At 70.2% G+C, this 23,682-nt stretch carries 32 protein-coding genes; 11 read left to right on the top strand and 21 right to left on the bottom strand.

Features of this window, described 5'->3' with window-relative positions; genetic code table 11:
* The first annotated feature begins 480 nt into the window (after positions 1-480).
* Complete coding sequence (locus ACIGWZ_RS37240; RefSeq protein WP_400072114.1) at positions 481-1,845, top strand: hypothetical protein; 1,365 nt, start codon at positions 481-483, stop codon at positions 1,843-1,845.
* A 32-nt stretch (positions 1,846-1,877) separates the two neighbouring features.
* On the opposite strand, the gene ACIGWZ_RS37235 is transcribed toward ACIGWZ_RS37240, so the two are convergent.
* Complete coding sequence (locus ACIGWZ_RS37235; protein ID WP_400072113.1) at positions 1,878-2,324, bottom strand: hypothetical protein; 447 nt, start codon at positions 2,322-2,324, stop codon at positions 1,878-1,880.
* 406 nt (positions 2,325-2,730) lie between these two features.
* Here ACIGWZ_RS37235 and ACIGWZ_RS37230 point away from each other — a divergent pair, with 406 nt between their 5' ends.
* From ACIGWZ_RS37230 to ACIGWZ_RS37215, 4 genes are all read left to right on the top strand, one after another.
* A complete protein-coding gene (locus ACIGWZ_RS37230; protein ID WP_400072111.1) occupies positions 2,731-3,135 on the top strand; it encodes a hypothetical protein in 405 nt (134 codons plus the stop codon).
* A 65-nt stretch (positions 3,136-3,200) separates the two neighbouring features.
* Positions 3,201-3,758, top strand: coding sequence for a toxin (locus ACIGWZ_RS37225; protein WP_400072109.1), 558 nt, complete (start codon positions 3,201-3,203; stop codon positions 3,756-3,758).
* Between the two features lie 49 nt (positions 3,759-3,807).
* On the top strand, positions 3,808-4,992 hold the full coding sequence (locus ACIGWZ_RS37220; RefSeq protein WP_400072217.1) for an MAB_1171c family putative transporter: 1,185 nt from the start codon (positions 3,808-3,810) through the stop codon (positions 4,990-4,992).
* The gene (locus ACIGWZ_RS37215) at positions 4,989-5,561 is read left to right on the top strand and encodes a hypothetical protein (protein WP_400072107.1); all 573 of its coding nucleotides are present in this window, start codon (positions 4,989-4,991) and stop codon (positions 5,559-5,561) included. The genes ACIGWZ_RS37220 and ACIGWZ_RS37215 overlap by 4 nt, the downstream gene beginning before the upstream one ends.
* Positions 5,562-5,626: 65 nt before the next feature.
* Here the strand turns inward: ACIGWZ_RS37215 and ACIGWZ_RS37210 are convergent, their stop codons facing one another.
* Positions 5,627-6,667, bottom strand: coding sequence for an esterase-like activity of phytase family protein (locus tag ACIGWZ_RS37210; protein ID WP_400072106.1), 1,041 nt, complete (start codon positions 6,665-6,667; stop codon positions 5,627-5,629).
* A 237-nt stretch (positions 6,668-6,904) separates the two neighbouring features.
* Between ACIGWZ_RS37210 and ACIGWZ_RS37205 the strand changes: the two genes are divergently transcribed.
* Entirely contained in the window at positions 6,905-7,351 is a 447-nt protein-coding gene (locus ACIGWZ_RS37205) for a hypothetical protein (protein ID WP_400072104.1), read from the top strand.
* Between the two features lie 143 nt (positions 7,352-7,494).
* On the opposite strand, the gene ACIGWZ_RS37200 is transcribed toward ACIGWZ_RS37205, so the two are convergent.
* The 19 genes from ACIGWZ_RS37200 to ACIGWZ_RS37110 all read right to left on the bottom strand — a co-directional run bounded on the left by ACIGWZ_RS37200 (position 7,495) and on the right by ACIGWZ_RS37110 (position 20,855).
* The gene (locus tag ACIGWZ_RS37200; RefSeq protein ID WP_400072102.1) at positions 7,495-7,860 is read right to left on the bottom strand and encodes a hypothetical protein; all 366 of its coding nucleotides are present in this window, start codon (positions 7,858-7,860) and stop codon (positions 7,495-7,497) included.
* Positions 7,857-9,068 carry a recombinase family protein gene (locus ACIGWZ_RS37195; RefSeq protein ID WP_400072100.1) on the bottom strand — a complete coding sequence of 404 codons (1,212 nt, stop codon included), beginning with the start codon at positions 9,066-9,068 and terminating at the stop codon, positions 7,857-7,859. The genes ACIGWZ_RS37200 and ACIGWZ_RS37195 overlap by 4 nt, the downstream gene beginning before the upstream one ends.
* Positions 9,069-9,170: 102 nt before the next feature.
* A complete protein-coding gene (locus ACIGWZ_RS37190) occupies positions 9,171-9,896 on the bottom strand; it encodes a hypothetical protein (protein ID WP_400072098.1) in 726 nt (241 codons plus the stop codon).
* The gene (locus ACIGWZ_RS37185) at positions 9,893-10,450 is read right to left on the bottom strand and encodes a hypothetical protein (protein WP_400072097.1); all 558 of its coding nucleotides are present in this window, start codon (positions 10,448-10,450) and stop codon (positions 9,893-9,895) included. Before ACIGWZ_RS37185 ends, ACIGWZ_RS37190 begins: the two co-directional genes overlap by 4 nt.
* Positions 10,447-10,659, bottom strand: coding sequence for a hypothetical protein (locus ACIGWZ_RS37180; RefSeq protein WP_400072095.1), 213 nt, complete (start codon positions 10,657-10,659; stop codon positions 10,447-10,449). Before ACIGWZ_RS37180 ends, ACIGWZ_RS37185 begins: the two co-directional genes overlap by 4 nt.
* Positions 10,656-11,423, bottom strand: coding sequence for a hypothetical protein (locus tag ACIGWZ_RS37175; RefSeq protein WP_400072093.1), 768 nt, complete (start codon positions 11,421-11,423; stop codon positions 10,656-10,658). Before ACIGWZ_RS37175 ends, ACIGWZ_RS37180 begins: the two co-directional genes overlap by 4 nt.
* A 93-nt stretch (positions 11,424-11,516) precedes the next feature.
* Entirely contained in the window at positions 11,517-12,494 is a 978-nt protein-coding gene (locus ACIGWZ_RS37170; protein WP_400072091.1) for a hypothetical protein, read from the bottom strand.
* A gap of 136 nt (positions 12,495-12,630) precedes the next feature.
* The gene (locus ACIGWZ_RS37165) at positions 12,631-13,437 is read right to left on the bottom strand and encodes a hypothetical protein (RefSeq protein ID WP_400072089.1); all 807 of its coding nucleotides are present in this window, start codon (positions 13,435-13,437) and stop codon (positions 12,631-12,633) included.
* A gap of 149 nt (positions 13,438-13,586) precedes the next feature.
* Positions 13,587-14,693 carry a hypothetical protein gene (locus tag ACIGWZ_RS37160; protein ID WP_400072087.1) on the bottom strand — a complete coding sequence of 369 codons (1,107 nt, stop codon included), beginning with the start codon at positions 14,691-14,693 and terminating at the stop codon, positions 13,587-13,589.
* A 2-nt stretch (positions 14,694-14,695) separates the two neighbouring features.
* Positions 14,696-15,052 (bottom strand): hypothetical protein, encoded by a 357-nt coding sequence (locus ACIGWZ_RS37155; protein WP_400072085.1) that lies wholly within the window; start codon positions 15,050-15,052, stop codon positions 14,696-14,698.
* Entirely contained in the window at positions 15,045-15,344 is a 300-nt protein-coding gene (locus tag ACIGWZ_RS37150) for a hypothetical protein (RefSeq protein ID WP_400072083.1), read from the bottom strand. The genes ACIGWZ_RS37155 and ACIGWZ_RS37150 overlap by 8 nt, the downstream gene beginning before the upstream one ends.
* A 2-nt stretch (positions 15,345-15,346) precedes the next feature.
* On the bottom strand, positions 15,347-15,937 hold the full coding sequence (locus ACIGWZ_RS37145; protein ID WP_400072081.1) for a hypothetical protein: 591 nt from the start codon (positions 15,935-15,937) through the stop codon (positions 15,347-15,349).
* A gap of 125 nt (positions 15,938-16,062) precedes the next feature.
* Positions 16,063-16,479 carry a hypothetical protein gene (locus ACIGWZ_RS37140; protein WP_400072079.1) on the bottom strand — a complete coding sequence of 139 codons (417 nt, stop codon included), beginning with the start codon at positions 16,477-16,479 and terminating at the stop codon, positions 16,063-16,065.
* Positions 16,480-16,541: 62 nt separating this feature from the next.
* Positions 16,542-17,342 (bottom strand): hypothetical protein, encoded by an 801-nt coding sequence (locus ACIGWZ_RS37135; protein WP_400072078.1) that lies wholly within the window; start codon positions 17,340-17,342, stop codon positions 16,542-16,544.
* An 85-nt stretch (positions 17,343-17,427) separates the two neighbouring features.
* A complete protein-coding gene (locus tag ACIGWZ_RS37130) occupies positions 17,428-18,225 on the bottom strand; it encodes a hypothetical protein (protein WP_400072076.1) in 798 nt (265 codons plus the stop codon).
* Between the two features lie 86 nt (positions 18,226-18,311).
* The gene (locus tag ACIGWZ_RS37125; protein ID WP_400072075.1) at positions 18,312-18,917 is read right to left on the bottom strand and encodes a hypothetical protein; all 606 of its coding nucleotides are present in this window, start codon (positions 18,915-18,917) and stop codon (positions 18,312-18,314) included.
* A 171-nt stretch (positions 18,918-19,088) separates the two neighbouring features.
* On the bottom strand, positions 19,089-19,241 hold the full coding sequence (locus ACIGWZ_RS37120; protein WP_400072073.1) for a hypothetical protein: 153 nt from the start codon (positions 19,239-19,241) through the stop codon (positions 19,089-19,091).
* A 95-nt stretch (positions 19,242-19,336) separates the two neighbouring features.
* The gene (locus ACIGWZ_RS37115) at positions 19,337-19,828 is read right to left on the bottom strand and encodes a hypothetical protein (protein ID WP_400072071.1); all 492 of its coding nucleotides are present in this window, start codon (positions 19,826-19,828) and stop codon (positions 19,337-19,339) included.
* 274 nt (positions 19,829-20,102) lie between these two features.
* Positions 20,103-20,855, bottom strand: coding sequence for a hypothetical protein (locus ACIGWZ_RS37110; protein ID WP_400072069.1), 753 nt, complete (start codon positions 20,853-20,855; stop codon positions 20,103-20,105).
* Between the two features lie 278 nt (positions 20,856-21,133).
* Between ACIGWZ_RS37110 and ACIGWZ_RS37105 the strand changes: the two genes are divergently transcribed.
* The 5 genes from ACIGWZ_RS37105 to ACIGWZ_RS37085 all read left to right on the top strand — a co-directional run bounded on the left by ACIGWZ_RS37105 (position 21,134) and on the right by ACIGWZ_RS37085 (position 23,681).
* The gene (locus ACIGWZ_RS37105; protein ID WP_400072068.1) at positions 21,134-21,517 is read left to right on the top strand and encodes a hypothetical protein; all 384 of its coding nucleotides are present in this window, start codon (positions 21,134-21,136) and stop codon (positions 21,515-21,517) included.
* 105 nt (positions 21,518-21,622) lie between these two features.
* Entirely contained in the window at positions 21,623-21,907 is a 285-nt protein-coding gene (locus ACIGWZ_RS37100) for a hypothetical protein (RefSeq protein ID WP_400072067.1), read from the top strand.
* A 64-nt stretch (positions 21,908-21,971) separates the two neighbouring features.
* Positions 21,972-22,199 (top strand): hypothetical protein, encoded by a 228-nt coding sequence (locus ACIGWZ_RS37095; RefSeq protein WP_400072065.1) that lies wholly within the window; start codon positions 21,972-21,974, stop codon positions 22,197-22,199.
* Between the two features lie 70 nt (positions 22,200-22,269).
* A complete protein-coding gene (locus ACIGWZ_RS37090; RefSeq protein ID WP_400072063.1) occupies positions 22,270-23,235 on the top strand; it encodes a hypothetical protein in 966 nt (321 codons plus the stop codon).
* Positions 23,236-23,303: 68 nt separating this feature from the next.
* Entirely contained in the window at positions 23,304-23,681 is a 378-nt protein-coding gene (locus ACIGWZ_RS37085) for a hypothetical protein (RefSeq protein ID WP_400072061.1), read from the top strand.
* Position 23,682 lies beyond the last annotated feature (1 nt).

Below are 23,682 nucleotides of genomic sequence, written 5' to 3'. Positions count from 1 at the left end.
ATCTGGGAGACCTAATACGAGGATCGGTCTCGATGAGGACCAATGTACCTGCCCTCGGGCGGGATCGCGCAACACAGCTAGGCCCACCGGGTGGCGCGTCGTGCGCCGGCATCCGGTGGGCCTACGTGCGTTCTTTGGTCTTCAGTCTGGTCTTTTCCTGTCCCCCTCGACGGAGGTCTGCCCTACGCATTCGGCGACCGTGGCATCCGCTCTGTCCGTCTCTCCCCCTGTGGAGGTCGTTGTGACCTAGTCCTTGTCCTTGCACGGAGGTGCGACGTCGGTCCCGTTGGCAGCGGGTCGTCCGAACTCCTCCAGGCCGTGAACTCGATGTGGCGTCGAGCTACCGGCCGCTTCGTTACTCGGGCCTTGGCGTAGGCCCGTTGGCTCCCCGCACGTGAGTGCGGTTTTACCCGGTTCATCCCAAACCCGCGTTACCGAGGGCCTTTTTGTGCCCTCAGGAGACCCCAAGAGCACGGAGTCATGATGCCCCATGTCCATGCGCGCGGCCAGTCCATCCGGCCGACGCGCCGACAAATCGATCGCGCGAACATCTCTGCGACATCTCGGCCGCATCAGCGGCGGACTGTCGCCAAAGTTGACCCGGCCCTGACAAAGGGCCTCTCCGAGCAGATGAAACGGCTGCTCCTGGAGGGCGACGTCGAAGGCCGCTACGCCGGGCACAACGACTCCGAGGCCGGATACCGGATCACCATGGCTCTGGCGGTCGCCGCATCCCAGCCCGGCCGGGCCTGGAGCCCCGCGGACTTCCACCGGGCCCTGATCTACACCCCGACGGCCGGCGGCGAATGGGCGCGGCTGCTGCGCGCCCGCAAGGGACCCGAGTACGCCGAGGGCAAGCTCACCGGGATGCTGCTCAAGGCCCGGGAGTTCGTCGCCAACCGGCCCGCGATCTCCTGCCGCCACAGCGCGTGGGAAGCCATCGACGAGGTGCGCCAGGCCGTGAACCGGACAGCATGGCCCTGCCGTGGGGGGAAGGACACGGACCTCAAGAACCTGACCGTGCGACTGCGGCTGTGCGAAGAGTCCGGCGGGCTCGACCACAGCATCTCGGTGCGGCGGCTGGCCGAGGAGATGGGATGCGCAGCGGGGACCGCCGCCGACAGCAACCGCCGGATCGAGGAGGAGGGATGGCTCCGGCTGGAGTCCTCCGGTAGCGGTACGGACAAGGCTTCACGCTGGCGTCTGTGCCTCCCTGACTGGGCGAAGCCTGAACGTGCAGGACCGGTACACCCACCATCCGCAGACGCTAGGGGGGGCAGGAGCCCTGTACCGGCCGTGCACACCGACACCAAGAGCCTCAGCCGGCTCATCGGGCACGACGCCTTCCACCGCTTCGGCCACGGCACCACCGGAGCTCGCCTGCTGACCCTCCTGGACGAAGCTGAGGGTCAGACCGCGAAGCAACTGACGGAGGCCTCCGGCGTCCACCGCACGACCGTGGGCCGGCGTCTGAAACTCCTGCTCGCTGACGGCTTGGTCTTCGAGCTGGAGGGCCTGTTCTACCTTGCTCCGGTGCTCGCAGGGGAGATCGGAGTGGAGGCTGACGAGGAGGTGCTGAACGCCGCGGCGGGTCAACGTGGGACGCGCGGGGCGGGGCACCGGCGTCGGGTCCGCCACCGCCGGGAGCGACTGCTCTACCGGGCATGGCGGCTGCTGATGAGGAGTGTGAAGGCAGTTCGGCGCTTCCCGGACAGGGGGCCTCTGGTGCCGAAGGGTGTGGTCAACGAAGAGACGGGCGAGATCATCGACCCTGCCTGGCAGGGCTGGGATGTCTCTGATCCTGACCGGCCGGTGCCGGTTCCCGAGTGGGCTGTGGCGGCGTAGCAGTGAGCTGTTCCCCCGGGGAACACCCGGGATCAGACTCGGCGGATGGCAGCCCAGGTCTGGTGAATCGTGCCGTTGATGTGCGTGCCGTAGTCGTCTGCGATGGTCTTCACGACGTTGAGGCCGACGGTGGTCTGGTCTGCGTGCACCGGCAGGGCCTCGTCGTGCTCCACGGAAATGAACACGTGCTCGCTGTCCAGCCAGACCTCACACAGCATGTCGTGACCGCGGGTGCGGGTGTAAGCGATGGCGACCAGCTCGGTGAGGCAGTTCTCGATCCGGCGGGTGGTTCGTTCTGCCGAGTCGCCAGTGCCGAGCATGAGGGCGAGGACGCTGCGTGCGACGGTCCTGGCCTGAATCGAGGCTGACCCGTTGGCCTTCACCGCGAAGCGGCTGCGGCGGGTGATGGACAGCCCCGTGGGCAGGGTCGGCTTTTGGGAAAGGGGAGCGGGACAGTTGGCAGGGAGCATCATCGACACCGTGTGTGCGTCTTGAACGGCGCTGGGCGAAGTCCAGGGCTCCGGTGGCGTGTTCACTGATGTTCCGTCCCCTCGTGGCGCTGAGTGTGGCTGGGGTGGATTGGCCCCGAGTCGCCCGATCGGGCCCGTGCGCTGTTCAACCGAGTTAACAGTCACGATCCGTGCATGCGCAAGCCGGTACTCGTGAGTGGGAGGAATGCCACTTTTGCCAACCTCCTTACCTGATCACCAGGTTGCGAAATGCCGATAAACTGACTCGACCCTCGAACGCCGAGGGCATGGGGGAAACGCAGGCATTCGCCCGATCTGGAGAGTCAGCAGAATCATGGACGTGGGGGCCGGGATGAGCGGCGAGGACAGGGCTCCGGCGCCTGAGCCGAAGACGCTGCAAGAGAAGGTCAGGTGCATGCTCGCGGAGACCTTCCCGGGCCAGGAAGTCTCGGGACGCACCTTCGCGAAACGCGTCAAGGACGCGGGCGGCTCGCTCTCGCACAGCCACTTCTCGAACATCCTGCGCGGTGAGGTCACCGACGTCAGCGAGGACACTCTGCGTGCTCTCGGGCTCGGCTTTGGTGTGGACTGGCGTTACTTCAAGGACGAGTCCGAGGTCGAGGCTGACGTCGTCGCCGGATTGCAGTTCCTCGCAGAGAAGCGCTCCGGCACCATCACGGGCCTGGCCGGGCGAGGTATCGGCGACGCCGGTGTTCCCGCGGACCTCTTGCAGCTCGCGCTCAGCCTTGTCGACAAGGAGAAGCGACGCCGGGCGGAGCAAGCCGCAGATCAGCCCAGTAGAGCGCCCCGTGTTCGCTAACGCTCGTTACACTCGGCCGCCCTTCGGATACCGCGCACGCGCGGGAGGCACAAGGTGAGGTCAGGATGTCCCTGCGCGAGCTGAAGCGTCGATGCGAAGAGGGCCTGGAAGACCTTCCCATCCCGTACCCGTTCTCCATTGAGCAACTTCGGCTGAACATGGAGGAGGCGCGCGGAACGTCGATCATCTTTCACCCGATCCCCGAGTACCTGGTCTCGCTGAAGACGGCGTGCGGCCTGCGGATCGGCACGGACGACTTCGACGTCATCCTGCATCGCGAGCGCCCGACGGAGTACCAGACCGAACACATACAGCTCCATGAGCTGACTCACGTCTGGCTGAGGCATGGCACCAAGCTCGACGCCGAGGCCTTGGCTGAACTGGTGCCCGTGTTCCAGACCGACCTGATCCAACGCGTCCTGGAGGGCGGCGCCACGGTGCAGGCCCGCGCCAACTACAGGACCGACGAGGAGAAGATCGCGGAATTGGCCGCGTCCCTGATCCCCCGGATGGCACGTGACGTTCCGAGCGACGACATGCTGGGCCGACTCGGCGACACACTCTCGCGCCCATCCGGCGGCCGGGAACTCCGCCGCTTCGCCAACCTCTTCCGCCGTTCGTAGACCAAGGACCACCGTGCTCGACATAGCTGGCTACGCCGTAGCCACACTGATGACCGCTGTCGCCATATGGCGCGCGCTCGGTGGGTCTGACGCCCGTCGACGCTCCCTCTGGGGCTGCTTCCTCGGCTTCGCCATCGCCCTTTGGACCAAGACGGAGATCGTCCGCATCGGGCTTAACAACAGCTCGATCACGGACGCCTCGATCCTGCTCAAGCACTACAGCGCCGGCGCCGCCATCTTGGCGATCATGTACTACATCGTCGCTGTCTACGGGCAGTACCCGGCCGATGGCGAGATGGCGCGGGCCGTGAAGGTGTCGCGCTTCATCCAGCACGCGGCAGCGAAGACGGCCCTCTCCGCCTTCGCATTGATGACGGTGCTGTTCTTCGCCATCGTCGACCGTTCCAAGCCGAGCGACCGCTTCGTCTCGGACCACGCCGGCCAGTGGGGCGCCACGGCCTACATGACCGTCTTCTACATCTACCTGGGCTCCGCATCCGCAATCTGCCTCTACCAGTGGGCTGGCGCCTGGCGGCGCGAGGAGCGCCGGGTCCTGCGAGTGGGGCTCGGGATGATGGCGTTCGCCATGGTGCTCGGTGTCACCTACTCGTTCGGCCGCATGCTCGTCATGTGGTACTGGCTCGCCGTACAGCCCAGCCACGCCATCGCCTACGACATCGACGCCGGCACCGAGGCGATGCAGCAACTGCTGTTCGTGTTCTTCGCCCTTGGAGTGTCGGTCCCCGCTACGGAGAAGGGGCTACGCCGTGCCCGCGCCTGGCTCGCACTCGCGCGCCTCTACCCCATGTGGCACGAGCTGATGACGGCGTTCCCCAACACTCCTATGGAGACCCCCCGCTCCCGGCGCGAGGAACTGACTCGCCGAGACCTCGATGCCGGCCTCCAGCTCGACCGGTGGGTGCACGACCTGGCCGACGCCATCGAGAAGTTGCGCCACTACGTCCCCGACGGCCTGATGACCGCCGCGCAAGAGGCTGCCGGTCAGCACCACAAGACGAACCAGGGCGCCGTCGCACAGGCGTACTGGATGAAGGCGGCGCTCGCCGCCAAGAAACAAGGCGTCACGGCGGGCCCCGTCGCTGCGTACGAGCAGCAGCAGGCCACTGACCAGGACAGCGAAGTCGCCTGGCTGCGGCACGTCGCCGACGCCTATCGGAAGGCCGACACGACCCAGGCGCAGCGGCTGCTCGCCACCGCAGGAGCAATCTCATGACCAACAGCACGGTGGCTCGAACCGTCACCGACATACTCCAGCCCCGCAACGTCCTGCTGGCCGGCATGCTGGGCATCGGCGTCGCAGCCGCTGGCGACTGGACCGGCATCCCCTGGGGCCTGCTCGGCGCGCTGTGCGCTGGCATCATCCCCGCGGCCTATATCGAGTGGGAGCGCAAGCGGGGCACCTGGGGCGACCGTCACGTGGTGGACCGCACGAAGCGTGCCCCCATCTTCGTCGTCATCCTGGCGTCCATCGGCCTCGGTTCGCTCGCCATGGTTCTCGGAGATGCGCCGACCGGCATCCTCATCGCGATGCTCGCCCTGTGGGCCATGACCATCGGGCTCCTGACTATCAACACCGTCTGGAAGATCTCGGTGGACTCGGCGGTTGCCTCCGCCGTCCCCGCGCTGCTCGCCGTTGTCCACTCACCCTGGTGGCTGCTCGCCTACATCCTCACCGCGGCGGTGTGCTGGTCCCGTGTCGCGCTGACGTACCACACCATCGCCCAGACCGTGGCCGGAGCCTCTCTCGGCGCCGCGACCGCCGCGGCGTTCCTCCTGGCCTGACACCCGAACAGCATGGAGCCCCGGACAGTACGTCCGGGGCTCCGTTGCGTTCAGCGCGCTGGCGCTCAGTGCGGCAGGCGCACCGTCACGTCGTAGAGTCGCGTGATCTCGCTGGCACTCTCGCCATCGTCTGTCGTCATCCGCAGCCTCAGCCAGCCGCCGTGCTCCCGGCAGACCACGACGATGCCTTCCACGTTGCCAATCAGCGGGTTCGCCTGGTTCGGGATGTGCGACACAGCGCCGAGCGACGGGCAGGTGCCGCTCAGATCCGCCAGCAGCGTGCGCTGCGCGAACCGGACCCCGGGCTGGTCGTTGGCCAGAGCTTGCACGTCGTTGATGTCCGTCGCTCGCCGCGGGTCGGCGAGATACAACTTCGCCGTCCATCCGACGTTCACCGCGAAGGACCGTTCCAGCACCAAGTAGCGGCCGTCACCCGTGGCCGCGATCTCGGAGATTCCGTAGCCGGGCTCCGCGGTGTACGCCCACTGTCGAGCCAGCTGGAAGTCGTGGCGGCCATGCCGCTCCCACGTCTGGAACCGGCGGGTGTTCATGCCGTCGGTGGTCAGCCAGCCCTCCATCGCGGCGACGAGCGTCCTGCCGCCATGATCGAGCGTCAGGCCCTCCAGGGTTCGGTTCAAGATGCCGTGCCCGGCTGGGGCGACCCGGAAGTTGTCGGGCATCGGCAGGCGGCCGAGGAGCCGACCGCGCTGGTCGAAGCGACGGACGGACGGCTCCAGCTCGCTGGTGACCAAGAAGTCACCGTTGCGTTCGATGGCCAGGCCTTCGGAGTCCAGGGCGTTGCCGTGCTCGTCCGCCAGCGACCTGACGCCGGCCGGCTGGAGCTGGCCGTCCATAGCGAAGATCTTCGACCTGTCCGACAGAGCGAAGAGGTGGCCGCGGTGGTCCGTGGCGAGAGATGAGAGGTCGCCGACGAGCGCACCCTCGTACGTGGTCTTGTCGAGGGCGTCGGAGTAGCCCCGCATGGTGACCTGCCGAGAGCAGGTCTGCGCGTTGCTGGCGGCCTGGGCGGGACTGGCCATGGCCGTCAGGGTCGTGGCTGCCACCACCGCGGAGAGAGCAGCGGACAGCACGGATCGTATCTGCATGGCCGCAAAGTACGGCATGCCACTGACAATGGCGGATTCGCGCTCAACCGGGTAAGGCTGACTGACGCTATCGGCCGTCTTCTCATCGACGGTGGGACCAGGTTCGGGTGCCGGTAAGAACCCTGTCACCAGCCGCAATTTGGTGCCGTTGTAGCGAAGTGTGCGGGTAACTCGCCTATTCACCCGCACAATCCAGTGTCCCGGTGGCGGCCGGCCGGGGCCGCTACGCTGCCGCCCATGACCCAACAGGACACCGCCGCCTCCGACGAGACCGACGAGGCGGAACGGCCCAACGCGGGCCGGATGATCGAGAAGGCGCTGACGGCGCTCGGTATCGACCCCGACGGGGGCGGCGCCATTGAGTGCCCCGCCATCGCGGCCGGACGCCTCCTCGCTGCCGCCGAAATCCTCGCCCGCACGACCGTGTCCGTCCCGGGCGACCCGGACGGACAAGAGAGCACGGACGACCTGATGCACGGCTTCTACGGCACGGTCGTCGCCTTCAGCAACGGGATGCCCGCTGGCGCCTCGTCGGCCCTGCGCGGCGCGCTCCTGGAGGACCGGCTTCGCCGCGCCGAGAAGCAAGCCAACCTCGCCGGCGAAGAGGCCGACCAACTCGGCTCCGCGCTCAGCATCGCCCTCGCGGAGACCCGGCGGCTCCGTACGAAGGGCGGAGTCCTCTGAAGCCCGCACGGAAGGGCCGAGCAGCGCCCGATTGTGGCTGGTGACAGGGTTCATACCGGCACCCAACCTTGCCGGACGGCACTGACGCCGTTCCGGCAAGGTTGGGTCGTTCAGCGGTCCCTGGACGCCGATAGCGAGAAGCCTCAGTGGGAATCCGCAGGAGGCGTCGAATCCTTCGCGCTTTCGGCACGGAGCAGCTTCACTTGTGTGGTCGTCGCTCCTGTCGCCAGGGCGATGTCACGCAACGCTGTCCGCCGCAGAGCCAGGGCAGCCACCGCCTCGCTCAAGGCCGCAGTGTAGGCGTCCTGGACGGACCGCAGCTTCTCCAGCTCCGGCGTCACCGGGATGATCGTGACCTCCGCGGTCACGCCGATGAGTGTGAGCCCCTGCTTGACGTTCTCACCCACCGCCTTCAGCGTCCGCCCGTACCCGTACACCCCGTGCTCGGGGATGCGCACCACCCAGGTCCGGCCGCGTCTGCTTGCCCGGCACTCAATGGTCTCGCTCACGACGCGCTCCCCATGTCCTCGATGACCTGCTGCACGACCATGTCCGGGATGGGGGTGGGCAAGGCCACCTGCCGGCCTCCGATCCGGTACAGCGTGTGCGTGTCGTTGCTGCTGACCGCGGTGACGGTGAGACCCAGCCGACGGGCGGCGGCGCGGATACGCAGCAGCGAGCCGCCCTCCGCCCCCGCACGCAGTCCTGCGGTGACCTCCTGGGCCTGCTTCCACTCCTGCACGCTGACCACAGCCTTGTGCACGACCTCCGGCGACCACACCCACTTCGAGACCGGGTTCAGCTTGGAGAAGCCAGCCCGGCCGGTGCGGGGTGATTTCCGGTTGTACACCTGGTGACCGGTCAACTTGGGGTTCGCGATCAGCCCCTCTACCAGGCCGTGTGTCCACCGACCCGAGATCGGGTACTGGGCGGGCTCCGATTCCAGGATCGCGATGATGTCCGCGGCCCTCAGGTGCTCCTCCCGTCGCAGGCGGCACAGTTCCCGGGCTGCGTCGAACCGGCGCGAGTCGGGGTGCGGCGCCAGCTTCTTCCTTGGTCGCTCCGCACCGAACCGCCCCTTCTCCCGCACCGGGGCGTTCTCGTCGATCACCGCTATGTAGGGGTAGGCCGGGTAGCCGTGGTTCCAGCCGTTGATGGCGTGCTGGATCTGCCCGCCCATCGACATCTCCATCAGGTTCGCCCGGTAGACCTCCGCATCGACCTGGCTGTACCGGCGGGTGCGCAGCCGGCCGGACTCGGTGCCGCCGGTCGGCTCATTGGCGTAGACCACCTCCACGCCAGCACGCTCCAGCTCATGCTCCACGGTGAGGCTGGTCAGCATGGCGCGTGCCACGCGGTCGGAGCGCTCGGCCAGGACGTGGGTGACCTCCAGTTGCTCGGCTCGGTCCACGAGGTCCTGGAGTCCGCCGTCCCGACGGGTCGGAACGGCGAGCGCGTCGTACATCTCCTGGGGCCCGAGGCCCCGTAGTTCTGGGGGCAGCATCCCGGACTCGACGTCCCAGAAGTACGCGACGAACTCCTCCCCCGGCTCCAGGCGTTCGGAGGCGAGGACCACCTGCCGCGGTATGGAGGACGCGGGGTTCTGGTTGTCCTTGGTGGAGACGCGGCCCACGAAAACGGGGCGGCGGGGACGTGAGTCCGCCTGCTCGAAGTTGGCCAGGTCAGAGAGGTCGATGGGTGGTCCGAAGTGTGTCATGGCATTCCTATGGGCTAAGGGCCCGACGGGGCGGTGAACAAGGGCAGGGGGTGGTGGTCTCGGGGCCGCGCCGGCTGCGGGGCGCGGCTCTCGCGGACTGGGTCAGTCGGCGTTGGCGCGGCTGCCGGTGCGGCCCATGTCGTAGGCGGTCTGCTGGATGAACCGCACCGGCCATGGCAGCCGCACCGGTCGGTGGCGGCGGCCGTCGTCGGGCCGGTGGACCAGGAAGCGGGTGCCGGGGCGCCACTCGTGCGACGGAGGCAGCCACCCGGCGCCTGTGCCGTCGTGGGCCCGGGTTGTCTCGACCGCGTACACGTCGCCCTGGCGCCGCACCCGTCGACCGCGGGCCAGTGCCTGGGTCACCTCGGCCGGGGTAAGCCACTCCAGTGCGTCGTCGACGGTGGTCGCGGTGCCCGGCACGCGCACCGCCCACGGGCCAGATCCGGCGTCGTCCGGGCCCCACAGGTAGCTCAGACGCGCCATCCGCGCCGGGGACTTGCCGTACGCGCGCCAACCCTCGGCGTGTGCGAGGACCATGCCGCCGCTGCGGTCAACGAGGTCGAGTTGCACGGTGCCGTAGCGACCCTCGATGGAGGTCTCGCCGCCGCGGCGGCGGATCTCCCGTATCACGGCCGCGTGCCGCCGGGCGCGGGCGCGTTCGGCGAGCGGTTTCGGCTCCGGGGAGGGCTGGTTTCGGCGGGCGCGCTTACGGCGCAGGAGGGTGATTGCGGTTGCGGAGCGCTGGCCGGGCATCTTGTGCGCGGACAGGTGAGCTGCCAGGGCGGCCGGAGTGTGGACGAGTCCCGCGGGCAGAGTGGGACGGGTCATGACGGATTCCTTTCGTAGAGACCGGGGCTTCTGGGGCCGGGCAGCGAGGGAGTGGGTGTCGCCGGGCGGGCGCCGGAAGCGAGATCGGCGGCAGTTCCCGTCGTGGCCGGGCGAGTTGGGTCATCGGAGTCGGGGTGCCGGTCGTGCCAGGTCCAGGTGCGGCGGACGATGCCGCGGCCGGTGGCGTACCGGGCGGACATCACGGCGTCGGTCTCGCAGACCGAGGGCAGGTGGATGAGTTCGAAGGCCGTGTGCTCGGCGATGTCGTGACGGACGCCGGCGCGCGGGTCGAGCCCGCGGACGGCTGCCCATGCGGCGCGGTCCACGTTCAGGCGCCAAGAGAGCGTCATGTGGACCCGGCCGCCGGTCACGCGGAGGTTGGCGGAGCCGTAGCCGTGCGCCCACCCCTCGGCGTCGTCCAGGGCCTTGATGTCCGTGATGGACGCCGTGACGTACGCGCACAGCTCTCGCGGCACGTCGGCCGGGTCGCGCCCGTTGTCCTTGGCGAAGGAGTCCACGCCGACGCTCCACCACGTCTCAAGGCGGCTGATCACGGCTCGTCGCCGAAGCACTCGCCGCACGTCGCGCGTGGCTCCTCGGCGTGGTCCGGACACACCTCTGCGACCGTGTAGGGGGTGGCGCCGTCGTCTGCGCCGAACAGCTCCTCGGCGACGCCCTCCGCCTCCTGGCGCCCGGCATCGCCGTAGAACGGGCCATCGACCATCGCCGTGCCGTCCTCGAACACGCCGTACTCGACGCTCATGCCGCACGCTCCGGGCGGCGGTAGCGGTTGCACTCCACGTCGTGCGGCCGGCCGGGGCGCTCGTTGCCGTAGCAGTCGCAGTGTCGGGAGACCGGCGTGGTGAGGTAGTCGGCAATGACGGCCGCCGCGGCGGCGGAGTCCTCGGCGCAATCCACGAACGCGCCGTCCCCCGCGATGTACACCGGGTCCCCGAGCGGTTCACCGTGCTCGTCGTGCAGGAAGACGCTCCAGCCGGTGTGGGCGGCCGGCACGTGTCGCACCGAGCCGTCGCGGTCGGCAACGACCAGCCGGGCGTACTGGTCGCCGGGCAACGGCAGCAGGACCTCATAGCTGTCGCTGTGGCTGCTGTACGTGATCGCGAGCCCATCACCTGGGGTGATGCCGTACTCGGCGAGCGCCGCCAGCAGCACGAACCCGGCGAGGCGTCCGGCGAGCCAGTCGGCGACGGCCTGCGCGCACCGGGCGGCCTCCTCTGCGAGCGGACGCGCCTCGATCGAGGCGTAGACGGTGCCGAGTTCGTGGAAGTCGGGCGACCCGTCCGGCACCCACGCGGAAGCCCGCATCGGCGGCGCATCCGAGCTGGGGAACCACGCCTCCTCAATGGCGATCATGACGTGCATGCCGTCCAGGGCCTTCGACTGCGGAACGCTCGTCGGGTGGGCGTAGATCACGCGGTCTTCCGGGTCGAGGTAGGCGGCAACGCCGGCGTCGGCGAGGGCAGACAGGACTGCGTCATCCGGCGCGATGAGCGTGGTGTTGGGCATGGTGGCCTCTCGATGTGCTTGGACAGGGGGAACCGGGGTTCCGCACCTCCCCGCCCGTGCCGGAGCGCGGGCGGGCAGTGCGGCGCTCCGGGGCTACTTCGGGGAGACGAGACGGGCGTACGCGGCGACGAGCGAGGCGCAGAACGCGGAGTCCTCGGCGAGCGACGAGCCGGCCGGGGCGCCGTCGAGCGTGGTCACGTAATCGCCATCGGCGTCGTAGACCGAGGCGCCCCAGACCTCGTCATGCAGGGAGGCGACGCGGTCCGCCTGCTCCCCGGCGGAGATCCGCAGGTGCGCCCCCCGGTAGACGTCGTCCTCCCCCGTGCTCGGGTCCAGCGGGACCGCGAGCCAGGTGAACCCGCCCTCGCTGTCGTCGTACGCGGGGAAGCCGTAGGACTCCAGCGCGGCGCGCAGCACGTCGCCTTCGGTGTGCGGGGGCGCCATGTCGGTGGGGACCAGCTCCAGCACCGTCGTGGGCGTGGCGACGAACAGCCGGTCGTCGGTGTCGCGCAGCACCCACCCGTTCTCGGACTTGAACCATGCCGCGATCAGGGACCGCGCGCGGCTCTTGCTGACCATGTGGGTGTCGATCAGCTCCATGGGCTTGCCCGGCTCGCGCCGCCACAGGTGGGTTACGGCGTACCCGGGGGCGACAACGTCGCGCACACCGGTGGCCAGCTCGGCGACGACGGCACGGCCGCCGGCATCCTCCTTGGCGGCCTTCCGCCGGAACCACGCGCGTTCCAGCCCGGCAGACTCGTACGCGACCTCGGCGGCGGCGCCGTGGGCGCCCGCCGCGGCCATCGTGTCGGCGAGCCGGCGGAACTCTTCGGTGTCCTTCTGGACTTCGGCCGAGGTCTGCGGGTAGAGCGCGCTCAGCTCGTCGCGCTCGGCTGCCTCACGCCGTACGCCGTCGGCCTTGGTGCGCAGCTTGTTCATGGTGGTGCGCGTGGCCGTGCGTTCGAGGGTGGCGAAATCGAGCGCTTCACGGATGCGCCGCTTCTCGGCCTTCCGCTGCGCGTCTCTGCGGAGCCTGGTGGGCAGAGCGGCTAGTACACCGGGGCTGGTCATGGTGGTGCCCTTCTGGTTGGGCGGAGCGTGGGGGCCGACTCGCTCATGTCGGCCCACGAGGACTTCCGTACACCCGGCCAATGCCGGGGTGGGGGTACGGCCGCCGCGCCCGGGGAGAGCGGCGGCCGTACCGGGGTCAGAGGGCGCGGGCGGCCCGGAGCTGGTTGTCGACGGAGCCCGTGACGATGACGTTCACAGCGTCGGGCCGTTCGCCGTAATGGAGCTCCACCTTGACCACGCCATCGACGCACAGGGACGTGGTGCACTTCCCGCCCAGGCTGGGCCAGTTGTAGGTGTCGATGGGCCGCAGGCCGGGGGCCGCTGCCTTCATTTGCTGAGCGAGGCCACCGTAGACCGGCTGATTCTGCCGACTGTCCCGGTTGTCGGTCTGGATCGCGCGGAGAGCCGTCACGGCCTGGTCGGCGGTGAGGCCGTTCAGGCGCAGCCACGATTCGGCTCCGGGGCCGCCAGGAGGGTCACCGGCGCCGCGGGGGTGCGGACGGGTGTGGTGGCGCCCACGGCCGCCGCCGGGCACCTTCCACGTGGTCGTTGCCGCGCCGAACTCCCAGTGGGTTGCTGACTCGTGTGCCAAGGCGGCGCGCAACTTGCCGACGTGCAGCCGCGAGGCGCTACGGGTGTTGTGCGCGGGGACGTGGTCCCGGGTGATCAGGTCGGCGAGGGCACTGCCGTACGCGGCGGCAGTCTGCGCCACGGGGGCGGTCGCCCGCTCGTACCGCGTGCCGTCGGGCAGGAGCCCGACCGTGAAGAGGAACCCGCGCTCGGCGCCGAGTACGGAGACGTCGTGCCCGTGGTGTGAGCGGACGGTTCCCTCGATGCGCCCGTTGTGGGCGGGGAACGCCATCCAGCCAGAGCCGAGGACCGTACGGGCGGCGTCCATGACGGCCGCGGCCGTGAACGGCAGGGTGGTGGTGGGAGAGGACATGGGTGTCCCCTTTCTGGTCGTATCGGAGCGTTCGTTGTGCGGCTCGCTCGTGTCGCTCAACAAGGAAAACTGTACACCATGCCAAACGATGAAGGTAGGGGGAGGGCCCGGAATCCCTCTCCGGACCCTCCCGGCCACCCCGCACCGTGCTACTCGGCCGGCGGGAATGCTGTCCACGCACCGGACCAACCCCGGTCGCCCTCGACGCGCCACCCGGCCGCGCGCAACACCTCGGGCACACGCGCCGTCTGATCCGCCGACGGGCTCCCGATGCCGTCGATGTGTATACCCGGCACCCGCAGGTCCGACGGGTCGGCCGCGCTCACCATGAACCCGTCCGCCTCGCACATGACCGAGCCTCCGCCGATGGACTCGCCGTAGCGCACGGGCGTGAGCCCCGCCTCGATCAGCAGCGTGATCGCCACGGCGACCTCCGGCCCCCGCTGCCATTCCGCGTCCGGGAAGTACCCGACCGCCGGGGAAACGGACTTGGGAACCCAGTGCACGGAATACGTGTCAGGCCGGTCCTCCCCGGCCGTGGGATACGGCGTCTTGTACCCGACCAACCGGCCTTCCGGCGTGACCGCCTCGCCGCGCTGCAACGCGTTCGCGACGTCGACCAGGGCGTCGATGCGCTCGTGCCGCACGGGCTTGGTGTGCTTCACCACCTGGTGAACCTCCCGGCGCAGCCACGTCAACCCGTCGCCCAAGATCTCGTCCGCACGCTCCAGGAAGGCGTACAGCTCCGGCGCGGTGACCATGCGGGCATCGGTGAGGACGTGACGCCGCTCGCAGTACATCGCCTCGGCCGCGGCCTCTTCCTCGGTGTCCCCGACGGCGATGTGCGCGCGGGTCCACAGATCCATGACCAGCCACGGAGAGGTGAACGGGACATCGTTGGCGACGGGCGCGAACCGGGGGCCGGCGGTGTCGTGCGGCCGGTCGCTCACGTACACGTCCATGCGGCCCGGGACGCTCGTCACCGCGTATCCCTCACGCGTGAGCACTTCGAGGATCTGCGCCTTGTACTTCTCGCGGCCCAGGCCCGGCCCGTGCGTCCACACCGGACGGGTCGGCGTGCCGCCATGCCAGCGGACGAACATGCGGCGCGGCTCGCGGGTGTCGAGCGATTCGACGCGGAACCCCTCGTGCACCACCCCGGGGACGTACTCGGGGAAGGTGCGGGCGAGGAGCGTCGTCACCCTGGCGGCCAAGCTGACGGAGGGCAGAACGGCACGGGGAACGGTGTCGGTCATGGTCAGGCCTGCTTTCGCTGGAAGAGTTGGGTGAGGCGGGAGAACAGGGCGCCCGCACGGGCCCGCCACGGCGGCCGGCACGCGGCGCGCACGATGGCGGCCAGGGCGGAGACGTCGACCAGGTCGACGTGCATCTCCACGGACACGGACGCCACAGCACCGTCGAAGCGGGAGACGGTCAGGCGCAGCACGCTGGGCCGGGCGCCGTAGGCCACGAGCACCCGGGCGCGCCGGGTCTCGACGATCGTGCCGAGCTGCACGGTGCCGTGCAGCCGGCGGGCAAGTTCGTGACGGGCGGCGACCACGCGCGCCGCCCACCGCGCGCGGTCACCGGGGCTGTAGGCGGGGGTGTCAGCCATCGGAGGGGAACAGCTTCGGCATGCCGCCCGGGATCATCTCCAGGTGGGCCATGCGCACCTCCTGCTCCTCCGTCACCTTTGCGTCGGTGAGCCGGACGCCAAAGAGCCCGGCCATCTCACGGGAGAGGAGGAAGCGGCCGTGCAGCCACCACAGGTGGCTGCACGGCGGCCACGCCTTGACGTGCCAGACCTCTTTCCACGGCTCGCCCGCCTCGATCAGGGCGTTCACGTACTCGCCGAACTCCCGGAACAGCACGTCGCCGGCGTCCGCGCGCTCGTTGACGTTCGACATGGCTACGCCTCCGCCAGGGGCGCGGCGAGCACGAACACGTGCAGGCACTTCACGGTGCCCGGCTGCTCCGCCGGTCGCAGGTACTGGACGTACACCCTTCCCGCGGCTTCGTCGTAGGTCGCCGACGGGCGGAAGTGCTCGGCGACGATCGACGTCAGCACGTCCGTCATGGCCGTACCGCTGATGACGGCGGGGATGTCGTACGCGCTGTCCTCGTCGTGCCGGGCCACCAGCTCCCGCAGCGGCACGAGCCCGGCGCCCTGGTGGTCGAGCACGTACTGGGCGGCGTCACGGACGGGCGGGAGCGCGAGCAGAACCCTGCCCGGCAGGGTGCCGCGGGGCACGGTGGGCACGAACCGCTGCCGCACGTCCCAGTGCGCGACGGCCGCGTGCAAGGACCGGCGCACCTCGGCGTCGGTGAGGTAGCCGCTCCCGTCGTCCGGCTTCGGCTTCCACTCCCCACCGGTACGGACCCACACCTCCCCGGTGGCGGGCCACTCGTAGCGGTCGCCGTCGGTGAAGTGCAGCGGTACGGCCGGCGGGGGGAACAGAGCCGACCGGGCGGGCGGCGCGGACAGGGTGGCAACGGACATGGTTGTTCTCCTGGTCAGGGGGGACAGCGGGGCACGGTGCGCCCTGCTCCCGGCCGCGACGCGCGCGGCCGAGGGGAGGAAGCGCCGGGTCGGCCCCGGGGAACGAGCGCCCCGGGGCGGCGGGCTCAGCGGACGTAGGCGACCCACGGGGGGACGGGCACGGTCACGACCTGCTGCTGATTGCCCGAGCGGCGCAGCAACTCGGCCATGTCGCCGAGTTCGGCGGCCGGAACCTCGTACACGCGCGTTGTCTCGCGCAGTCGGTACGCCGGGTGAGCGCCGTTGCCGCCCGTGGTCGCCATGCGGAAGCGGATGGTGCTCGTGGCCCACTCCTTGGGGCGGCGCAACTGGCCGGAGCTGGAGCCGAGGAGCACGGGCTCGATGGCGTTGATGTGCGGAAGCTCCGCAGCACCGTCACGACCGCGCGGCACGTCCACCAGGGTGGTGCCGTCGAGCTGTTCGGCGTCGATGAGCAGTCGGTGAAGAGCGCGGTCGGAGCGCGGCACGAACCAGACGTGAACGTTCTTGGGCAGGTAGAGCACGGGAGTTCCCTCCAGGTGAGGTGGCCGGGGCGGAGGCAGGAAGCGCCCCGGCCGGCGGGTGGTCAGATGCGGTACTGGGCTTCGGTGACGGCGCGGCGGCGCTCCTCGTCGGGGCCGAGCGGGATGTACCGCACTGGGGCGGCCGTACCGTCCTCGGCGATCCGCCGGACCGCGACGGCCCCGTACGGGTCGCCTTCCATGTGCGGCGGTTCGACCTCGAACAGGAACGTCGCGCGGCCGAGACGGCGCGCCCACCCCCACCGGCCGTTCGTCGGCATCGGCTGACGCATCCCGATGACGAACAGCCCGTAAGCGCGCGCCGCCTCCACCAGGGCGCGCCGCGTCTCGTACAGGGCCGCGTACGGGATCGCGCGCCGCACTGCGGTCAGAAACGCCGTTACTCGCTTGTCCATCTCCGGTCCGCGCATCTCCTTCCGCAGTACGGACAGCAGCGCGCCGAGCGCCTCGGTGCCCGCTTGGAATGCCCGCTCCCACGCGGCCCGGGTGACGTCGCCGTGGTCGTACTGGCCGCAGCGCGCAGAGCACTGGGAGACGAGCAGCAGCATGGACTTCACCGCCGGGTTCTCCGTCACGGGGTCGCCGGTGTGCAGCATCTGAGAGAGAGCCCGCTCCAGCTCCGCGAGCGCTTCCCACTCCTCGGCGTCCCCGGCGAGCGACACAGCCCGTATCGCGGCGTGAAGGATGCGGTCGGCCTGGTCGTCCATCTCGTTGACGGGGAGGGCGCACAGAGCCCCGTCGATGGTGCGCAGCGTCTCGGGGGTGGCGTGGCGCTCGGTGTCGCGTACGGCGGACTGCCCGGCGGTGATCAGGGGGTAGAGGGCGGTGCGGACGGCGGTGGTCATGGTCGAGTCCTCCAAGGGGCTCACGAAGGGGGGAACGGAGTACAGGGGCCGGCGGGGCGCACGGACGGCACGCCCCGCCGGGCGGTCACAGGGAGCTGACGAAGCGGTGGACCGCCTTGCGGCTCGTGCGGGCGGTGAGCGTGAACGACCGGACGACCTCCGGCGAGCCGGGAGCGCGGACCTCCACGCGGCCGTGCGGGTAGTCCGGGTGGCGCCAGTCGATGCCCAGCAGCTCGAAGCGGTAGGGGGTGCCGCCGATGCGCCGCGTCCACCCGGGCGAGCCGCCGTTCTCGAACGGCCTCCGGGGGCCCATGGGGAACAGTCCGTAGACGCGCGCGGCCTCACTGGCGAGATAGGACGCGCCCAGCACAGCACCAGAGGCGACGGCCGTCCGCATGCGTGCGGCGAACTCTGCGGCCGTGCGCACCATCAGGGCGTCAGCGGGCCGGGCGTCGGTACGGCGCAGCATGATGGCGAGCAGGCGCGTGCCCGCTTCGGCCGCGCGGGACCACGGGTCGAGCGGGTGCTCCTCCATGTCGGACCGGCGTTCGCGGCACGTGGCCAGGAGACGCAGAACATCGTCCATCGCGACCGTCGCGTACGCGGGCGTCCAGCTCGGCATCATCCGCGTCAAGTCGGTCACCGCGTCGCCCATGTGGTCGATACGCGGGAAGAGCTGACTCTCCTCGGCCAACTCGACCGTCTTGAGCACTCGCTGATGACCGTCCTCAAGGCGCCAGTGGAACGACTCAGTGGGGAGCGCCAGGATCGCCCGGGAGAGCGCGCCGAGGGTCGACGGCCCCGGGTTCTCCCTCACGGCGCGTACGGCGGCCCTGAGCGCCAGGAGCGGGGTGCGGTGGTCGACGGCAACGGCGGTAGTCATGGCGGAGTCCTCCGGGGTGCGTACGGAACGGGGAAGGGATGCGGGCCGGCGGGGGCGCACGGAAGCGAACGCCCCCGCCGGGCGGGTCACGACAGGTCGATGACCGTCACGAGCGGCGAGAAGGCGATGAGCAGCGCGGAGTACGAGAGGATCGCGACCATTTCGGACTCGGTCGGGAGTTCCGCCGGGATGTAGGCGAGCGTCACCGCCTGGCCCACGCGGAGGTACACCGTCCCCGTCTCCGTGATGGACACCTCGAAGTCGTCGCCGCTCCCCACCGGGTTGGCCTTGGCGGTGAGCGCGAGCTGAGCAGGACCCCACGGACCGAGCTCGGTCGCCGGTATCCCCGCGAGGTCCCCGGGCCGCTCGTTGCCGGTCGAGCAGACCAGGTACGCGCGGCCCTCCTCGTACGGGCTCTCCCCCTCGACGACCGGGCGCCCGGGGAGCGGCATGCCCGGCCGGACGTTCGCCGGAGAGAACATCGGTACGCCCAGAGCGTCCAGGCACTCGGGGGCCACGAACAGCTCACGCATCTGGGCGTCGGTCTTCGACAGGTACGTGGGACCGCACTCGGTGCACACCCAGAGGCCGACCGGGAGCCGTTCCAGGGTGCACGCACCGAGCGTGAGGCGGTCACCGGTCGCGAACGAGGAGGGAACGAGGGGAAGCGCGGTCGGGGGGAGAACAGACACGGCGGTACTCCAAGAGAGGAAGGCGGAATGGGCGGGCGCATGGTGGCCCGGGGGACTCGCTTACGGCGCGTCCTGCTGCGCACGGCCGCGACGGATGGGCGGCACGGCCGAGTGCGGGGAACGGCGGGAGCGGGGGCCGGGGCGGCAAAGCGCACACCCCGGCCCGGGGCGCTACTGCATGTGCGCGACAACGACCAGCAGGCCGTGCGCGAGGATCGCGAGGGCGATGACGACGCCGCCGAGGCCTACAGCCGCCGTCAGGTTCTGTCCGTCCGTACGAGCGGGCTTGTTTGTGCTGGTCTTCGTGCTGTCCTGCGTGGACACGGGTGACCTCCAACGGTCGTAGGTGGGGTGGGGGCACCGTCGGCCCCCGCACCGCTCCGCGACACGGCGCCGCGGAACGATGCGGAGACGATGGGTCAGACCGTGGGGGCGTGGAACGAGCGGCAGGCGACGGTGTACCGGCGGCCGTGGTGAAGGAACGGCTGACGGCAGTGCAGGCAGAGCCGGTTCGACGGGGAGTCCGGGCGCGGCTCAACGTCGAACTTGTCGCAGCACGACGCGTTGGGGTTGCCGTGCTCGCTCTCCCACTGGCCGCACTCACCGCACGTCGGCGTACGGGGTGTGGGGAGCGGGCGGGCCTCCTGAGCCATCTCGTGGAACGTCCCGGACGCGTAGGTGAACCCCACGGTCTTGCTCAGGTCGTCCAGGGCGAGCGCGCCCCCGCACTCGATGGCGTTGATCAGCAGGGCCCGCAGCAGCGCGCCGGACATCGGACGCGGGTTCGGCGTACCGGGGACCAGGGCACGGGCAGGCGACGCGGTCACGGAGTACGCCGCGAACGTCACCTCGGACGGATCGGTGAGCGGCCGGAACATCGCAGAACGCTCGTCATCACGGACAGCAGACACAGAGACTCCCGGAGAGGGACGGAGGGAAGGGAAGCGCGCCGGAGCGTCGGTCACCCGTGAGACGGGGTGCACTGCTCTGACCTGCGCAAAGGGGTGTTCGTGGAACCGGTGAGACCGTCCTACGCGTGCGCGTGGGGGTCTTGGGGCCGTATGCCGGCCCGGTGTACCGGGCGCCGTACTGCGTCCGCCGGGGACGGGACGGGCGCAGTGCGGGGCGCGGTGCGCCGGGGGTCCGGCCGGACGCGCCGGGGGCGACGGCGCGTCCGGGCCGGGGTCAGCGGCGCGGAATGCGGACGGTGATCCGTCGGCGGGCCCGGGTGATGCGGTAGCGGAGCCGGTGCAGGCGGGGGCGGAGGGAGAACGTCACGCGCCAGATGTGTGCCCGGTGCCGGAGCGGCAGGTGCTCGAAGTCGACCAGCCCGAAGCACGCGAGATTGGTGATGATCGCGGTGGCGACCTGGCAGGGGGACGCGTCGGCGGGGGCGATGGTGCCCGGCTGCATGTACCAGCCGTCGATGTCGATGTAGTCGAGCGCGGCCCACCTCCAGCCATCGCGCCACTTCATGATCACGTGCTCTGCGCCGGGGTCGCCCACGATCAGGCCGTAGTCGTGGCAGGCGACCATGCCCGTGTAGATGTCCAGGTATCCGGCGCTGATCACCTGTGCTTCGACGTTGCGGAGGAACGCGCGCTCGCCGGTCGTGTCGTTGTGGAACGCCTTTGCTGCGCGCTCCCCTTCGCTCCAGCCGTGCCAGTCGTCGCCGCGGTAGTGGTTGTTCATCGCGAGGTCGAGCACCTTCACGGCGGTGGACGGGTCGCCCTCGTACTCGGAGAGGGGTGCGGTCCACACGGTGGCGCGGTAGTTGCCGGGGAACACCTCGTCGGGGGCCGGCTGGATGTCGGTGATCTCCACTCCGCTCACGCGGCCGTCGGAGAGCTGGGTGACGGTGACGAACAGCGGTTCGCCGTCGGTGGTGTCGACGATGTGCGCGGGGGTGTCGGTGGGCTTGGCCAGGGTGGCGGACACAGTTGTCCCCTTCTGGATGGGTTCGGAGCGTTGGTGTTGTCCGGCTCGCTCGTGCCGTCCAACGAGTTGAACTGTACACCATGCCAAGCGTGAAGCGTCAACACCCGATCTGAATCCCGCTATTTACTGGCCCTTGTAGGGGTAACGCTTCTTCTTGTCTTGCATTGGTTGTCAGTTTGGTTCGTGGTCATGTACAGTGGTGTTCACACCGACCGAGAGGGCGGCGCCGGACCGAGCAACCGGCGCGCCCCACGCTCCGGAAACAAGGGGAGACCTCTGTGTCTGCTGCCGCTGAACGCCGTACCCGCCGCCGCGCCGCCGCCGCTCGGCTCCGCACCCTCCGCGCCGAGAACCGGGCGCACCGCGACGCCACGCAGCGCGTGAAGGTGAGCGACTTCCTGACCGGTCTCGGCATGCAGGCCGAGGACGTCAGCAAGTACGGCTCGTGGGCCGGGCGGTACATCGTGAGCGAGTACCGCGCCGCGCACCACGGCCACCAGCCGCGCCAGACCCGCAAGCGCACCGCACCGTGTAAGGGCTACCCCAACGGTCGCTGGATCAAGGTGAACGTCTACCGCGCGACGGACCCCGCGCTCACCGCTGGGGCGAGCAAGTACAACCGCACCGCGCCGTTCGTCGCCGAGTACGCCCCCGCCGCGTAGAGCGCACCGCGCCCCGCGATCCGGCCGGGCGGCCGGCATGAATCCCCCCTCCGCCGCCGCCCGGCCACCCTCCCCTTCACCCGCTGCCAGACAGGACGCTCCGCCGTGCCCGACATGGTCACCGTTCCCCGCGACCCCGCCGCCGCCCCCGCCGACGTCATCGACGTGACGACCGACCCGAACGACGTCCCGCACTACACGCACCGGCCGTGCGGCGCGACGTGGCGCGCCGTGCCCTACTCCAACGCCATCACGGGCGAACCGATGGGGACCACCACCCAGTTCGGCTACCCGCCGTGCGGTGAGCCCGGAGCCCTGGACCGCTTCGTCAAGGCCGCGCACGCCGACCGGTACATCCCGATCTACGCGTGCGCCGAGCACGCCCGCTGACGCCCGCTCACCCGGGCGCGGCACGCCCGCTGCGCCCCACCCTTCCCCCGAACGGAGACGACCGATGATCCGCCCGCACATCACCCGACGCCGAATGCGCGCCGCCGTGGCTGGCGCCGTGGCCGCTGTCCTGCTCCTGCTCCTCGCATCGCTCACCAGCACGTACAGCGGCGCGAACGCCGGGGCGACCGTTGGCCGGCCCGGATGCTTCATCGGCATCGAGTGGCGAGGCGCCCCGGGCGTGTTCGGCTCGTGTGACGGCACCGACCCGGACGCGAACACCCACCACTGACCGCCCCGCCCGGGGCGTACCACCCCGCCCCGGGCCCCGATCCTTCCCGCCTCACACCCCGGAGACCGCCGTGAACGCGCTGAACCCCCGCACCCACCTGTTCGCCCTGTCGACGTACGCCCGTGCCCGTGCGCTGCACCCCGACACCCCGGAGACGGCGCGCCCCGCGCTCCTGGACCTGGCATTCGAGGCAGGGGAGACCGGCCACTACTGCTACCCCGGCGGCCCGTGGGACCGCTCGAACCTCAAGGTGGTGTGCATCCTCGGCGACTTCGAGCGCGACGCGGACGCCGCCGGACTCCCCCGGTTCGACCTGTCCGACCCCGCCGCGTTCCTCCTGGACGCCGCCGTGACTGAGCTGCGCAACATGTACGCCGACCGCCCCGGCAGCGTCACCGAAGTCCAGTTCACCGCGCACCCCTTCGGCTCCCGCATCGAGTGGGGCAACGTCACGCACACCCTGACCCGGTGCGCCGACGGCACGGAGAGGGAAAACCTCAGCTACCCGTGCATCCGGCTCGGCTACTTCCTGAACGATCTGGCCGACCTGCGCCGCCCGGAGACCGGCGACACGCTGACGCTGCGCGTCGCCCCGGGCCCGTCCGCCCTGCCCCCGGCGCGCCCCGTGCTGGACCTGGACGACTTCGAGTCCTGGTTCGATCTGGGGGTCGTCGAGCCCGATCCGGCGTTCGAGGCCGCGCCCGCCCCGGAGCCGGAGCCCGTGAAGTCCCCGGGCCGGCTGGCTGCCCCCGCCGACGACGACCACGAAGGTTGGTTGTGGTGGGACGTAGACCGCGCGTACGTCCCGGGCACGGTGACCCGGCTGCACTTCATCAACAACGGCGGCCGGTCCAAGCTCACCGTCCGCATCCTCGACGGCACGCACAAGGGCATGGCGCCCACGATCAACCGGCGCATCACCGATGACCTGATCGCGGACGCGCACACGTACGCCAAGGCCACGTACGGCGCCCGTCGCCTCTGGCCGACGCACATCCACCTGGAGCGCCCCGCGCTCACCCCCGCCGCCTCCTGACTCCGCACAGCCCCGGGGCGCGGCACCCGCGCCGCGCCCCGCTCCCTCACACCCTGAAAGGCACTCCCATGTCTGTGTCCGTTGAGACCGTCTCCATCCCCCTGCCCAACATCGCCGTGCAACGCCCCTCCCGAGTCGGCAGGGAGCTGTGGCGCGTCACGCTGAGCCGCTTCATGTTCGGGCGCGGCTCGACCCTCAAGGCAGCGAAGGCCGAACTGGCCCGGCAGATCGCCGTGGCCACCGAGACGGTGAATGTCGAGCCCGCGTTCGCCCGTGACGACGACGGCTCCCTGATCGTCGCCATCGACCGCCCGTGGGGGGTGGAGGAGTACCGCATCACGGACGCCGGGTGGCGGAACGTCGGCACCTACGACCGGGATACCCGCACGCCCGCTGAATGGCTGGCCGCCACCCACCACTACACCCCGGTCCCGCCCCGCCGCTGAG

Origin of the sequence: Streptomyces sp. NPDC053427 (genome assembly GCF_044544985.1) — a bacterium.
Lineage (GTDB): Bacteria > Actinomycetota > Actinomycetes > Streptomycetales > Streptomycetaceae > Streptomyces.
Note: the sequence above shows the minus strand (reverse complement) of the source record. Positions and strands in the feature narration are given on the sequence as shown.

Coding starts and splice junctions, on each gene's coding strand:
- ACIGWZ_RS37225 (WP_400072109.1), top strand. CDS start 3,201: ATGTCCCTGCGCGAGCTGAAGCGTCGATGCGAAGAGGGCCTGGAAGAC.
- ACIGWZ_RS37095 (WP_400072065.1), top strand. CDS start 21,972: ATGATCCGCCCGCACATCACCCGACGCCGAATGCGCGCCGCCGTGGCT.
- ACIGWZ_RS37130 (WP_400072076.1), bottom strand. CDS start 18,225: ATGACTACCGCCGTTGCCGTCGACCACCGCACCCCGCTCCTGGCGCTC.
- ACIGWZ_RS37215 (WP_400072107.1), top strand. CDS start 4,989: ATGACCAACAGCACGGTGGCTCGAACCGTCACCGACATACTCCAGCCC.
- ACIGWZ_RS37135 (WP_400072078.1), bottom strand. CDS start 17,342: ATGACCACCGCCGTCCGCACCGCCCTCTACCCCCTGATCACCGCCGGG.
- ACIGWZ_RS37205 (WP_400072104.1), top strand. CDS start 6,905: ATGACCCAACAGGACACCGCCGCCTCCGACGAGACCGACGAGGCGGAA.
- ACIGWZ_RS37165 (WP_400072089.1), bottom strand. CDS start 13,437: ATGTCCTCTCCCACCACCACCCTGCCGTTCACGGCCGCGGCCGTCATG.
- ACIGWZ_RS37190 (WP_400072098.1), bottom strand. CDS start 9,896: ATGACCCGTCCCACTCTGCCCGCGGGACTCGTCCACACTCCGGCCGCC.
- ACIGWZ_RS37175 (WP_400072093.1), bottom strand. CDS start 11,423: ATGCCCAACACCACGCTCATCGCGCCGGATGACGCAGTCCTGTCTGCC.
- ACIGWZ_RS37195 (WP_400072100.1), bottom strand. CDS start 9,068: ATGACACACTTCGGACCACCCATCGACCTCTCTGACCTGGCCAACTTC.
- ACIGWZ_RS37145 (WP_400072081.1), bottom strand. CDS start 15,937: ATGTCCGTTGCCACCCTGTCCGCGCCGCCCGCCCGGTCGGCTCTGTTC.
- ACIGWZ_RS37160 (WP_400072087.1), bottom strand. CDS start 14,693: ATGACCGACACCGTTCCCCGTGCCGTTCTGCCCTCCGTCAGCTTGGCC.
- ACIGWZ_RS37085 (WP_400072061.1), top strand. CDS start 23,304: ATGTCTGTGTCCGTTGAGACCGTCTCCATCCCCCTGCCCAACATCGCC.
- ACIGWZ_RS37180 (WP_400072095.1), bottom strand. CDS start 10,659: ATGAGCGTCGAGTACGGCGTGTTCGAGGACGGCACGGCGATGGTCGAT.
- ACIGWZ_RS37240 (WP_400072114.1), top strand. CDS start 481: ATGATGCCCCATGTCCATGCGCGCGGCCAGTCCATCCGGCCGACGCGC.
- ACIGWZ_RS37150 (WP_400072083.1), bottom strand. CDS start 15,344: ATGTCGAACGTCAACGAGCGCGCGGACGCCGGCGACGTGCTGTTCCGG.
- ACIGWZ_RS37210 (WP_400072106.1), bottom strand. CDS start 6,667: ATGCAGATACGATCCGTGCTGTCCGCTGCTCTCTCCGCGGTGGTGGCA.
- ACIGWZ_RS37170 (WP_400072091.1), bottom strand. CDS start 12,494: ATGACCAGCCCCGGTGTACTAGCCGCTCTGCCCACCAGGCTCCGCAGA.
- ACIGWZ_RS37155 (WP_400072085.1), bottom strand. CDS start 15,052: ATGGCTGACACCCCCGCCTACAGCCCCGGTGACCGCGCGCGGTGGGCG.
- ACIGWZ_RS37220 (WP_400072217.1), top strand. CDS start 3,808: ATGACCGCTGTCGCCATATGGCGCGCGCTCGGTGGGTCTGACGCCCGT.
- ACIGWZ_RS37230 (WP_400072111.1), top strand. CDS start 2,731: ATGCTCGCGGAGACCTTCCCGGGCCAGGAAGTCTCGGGACGCACCTTC.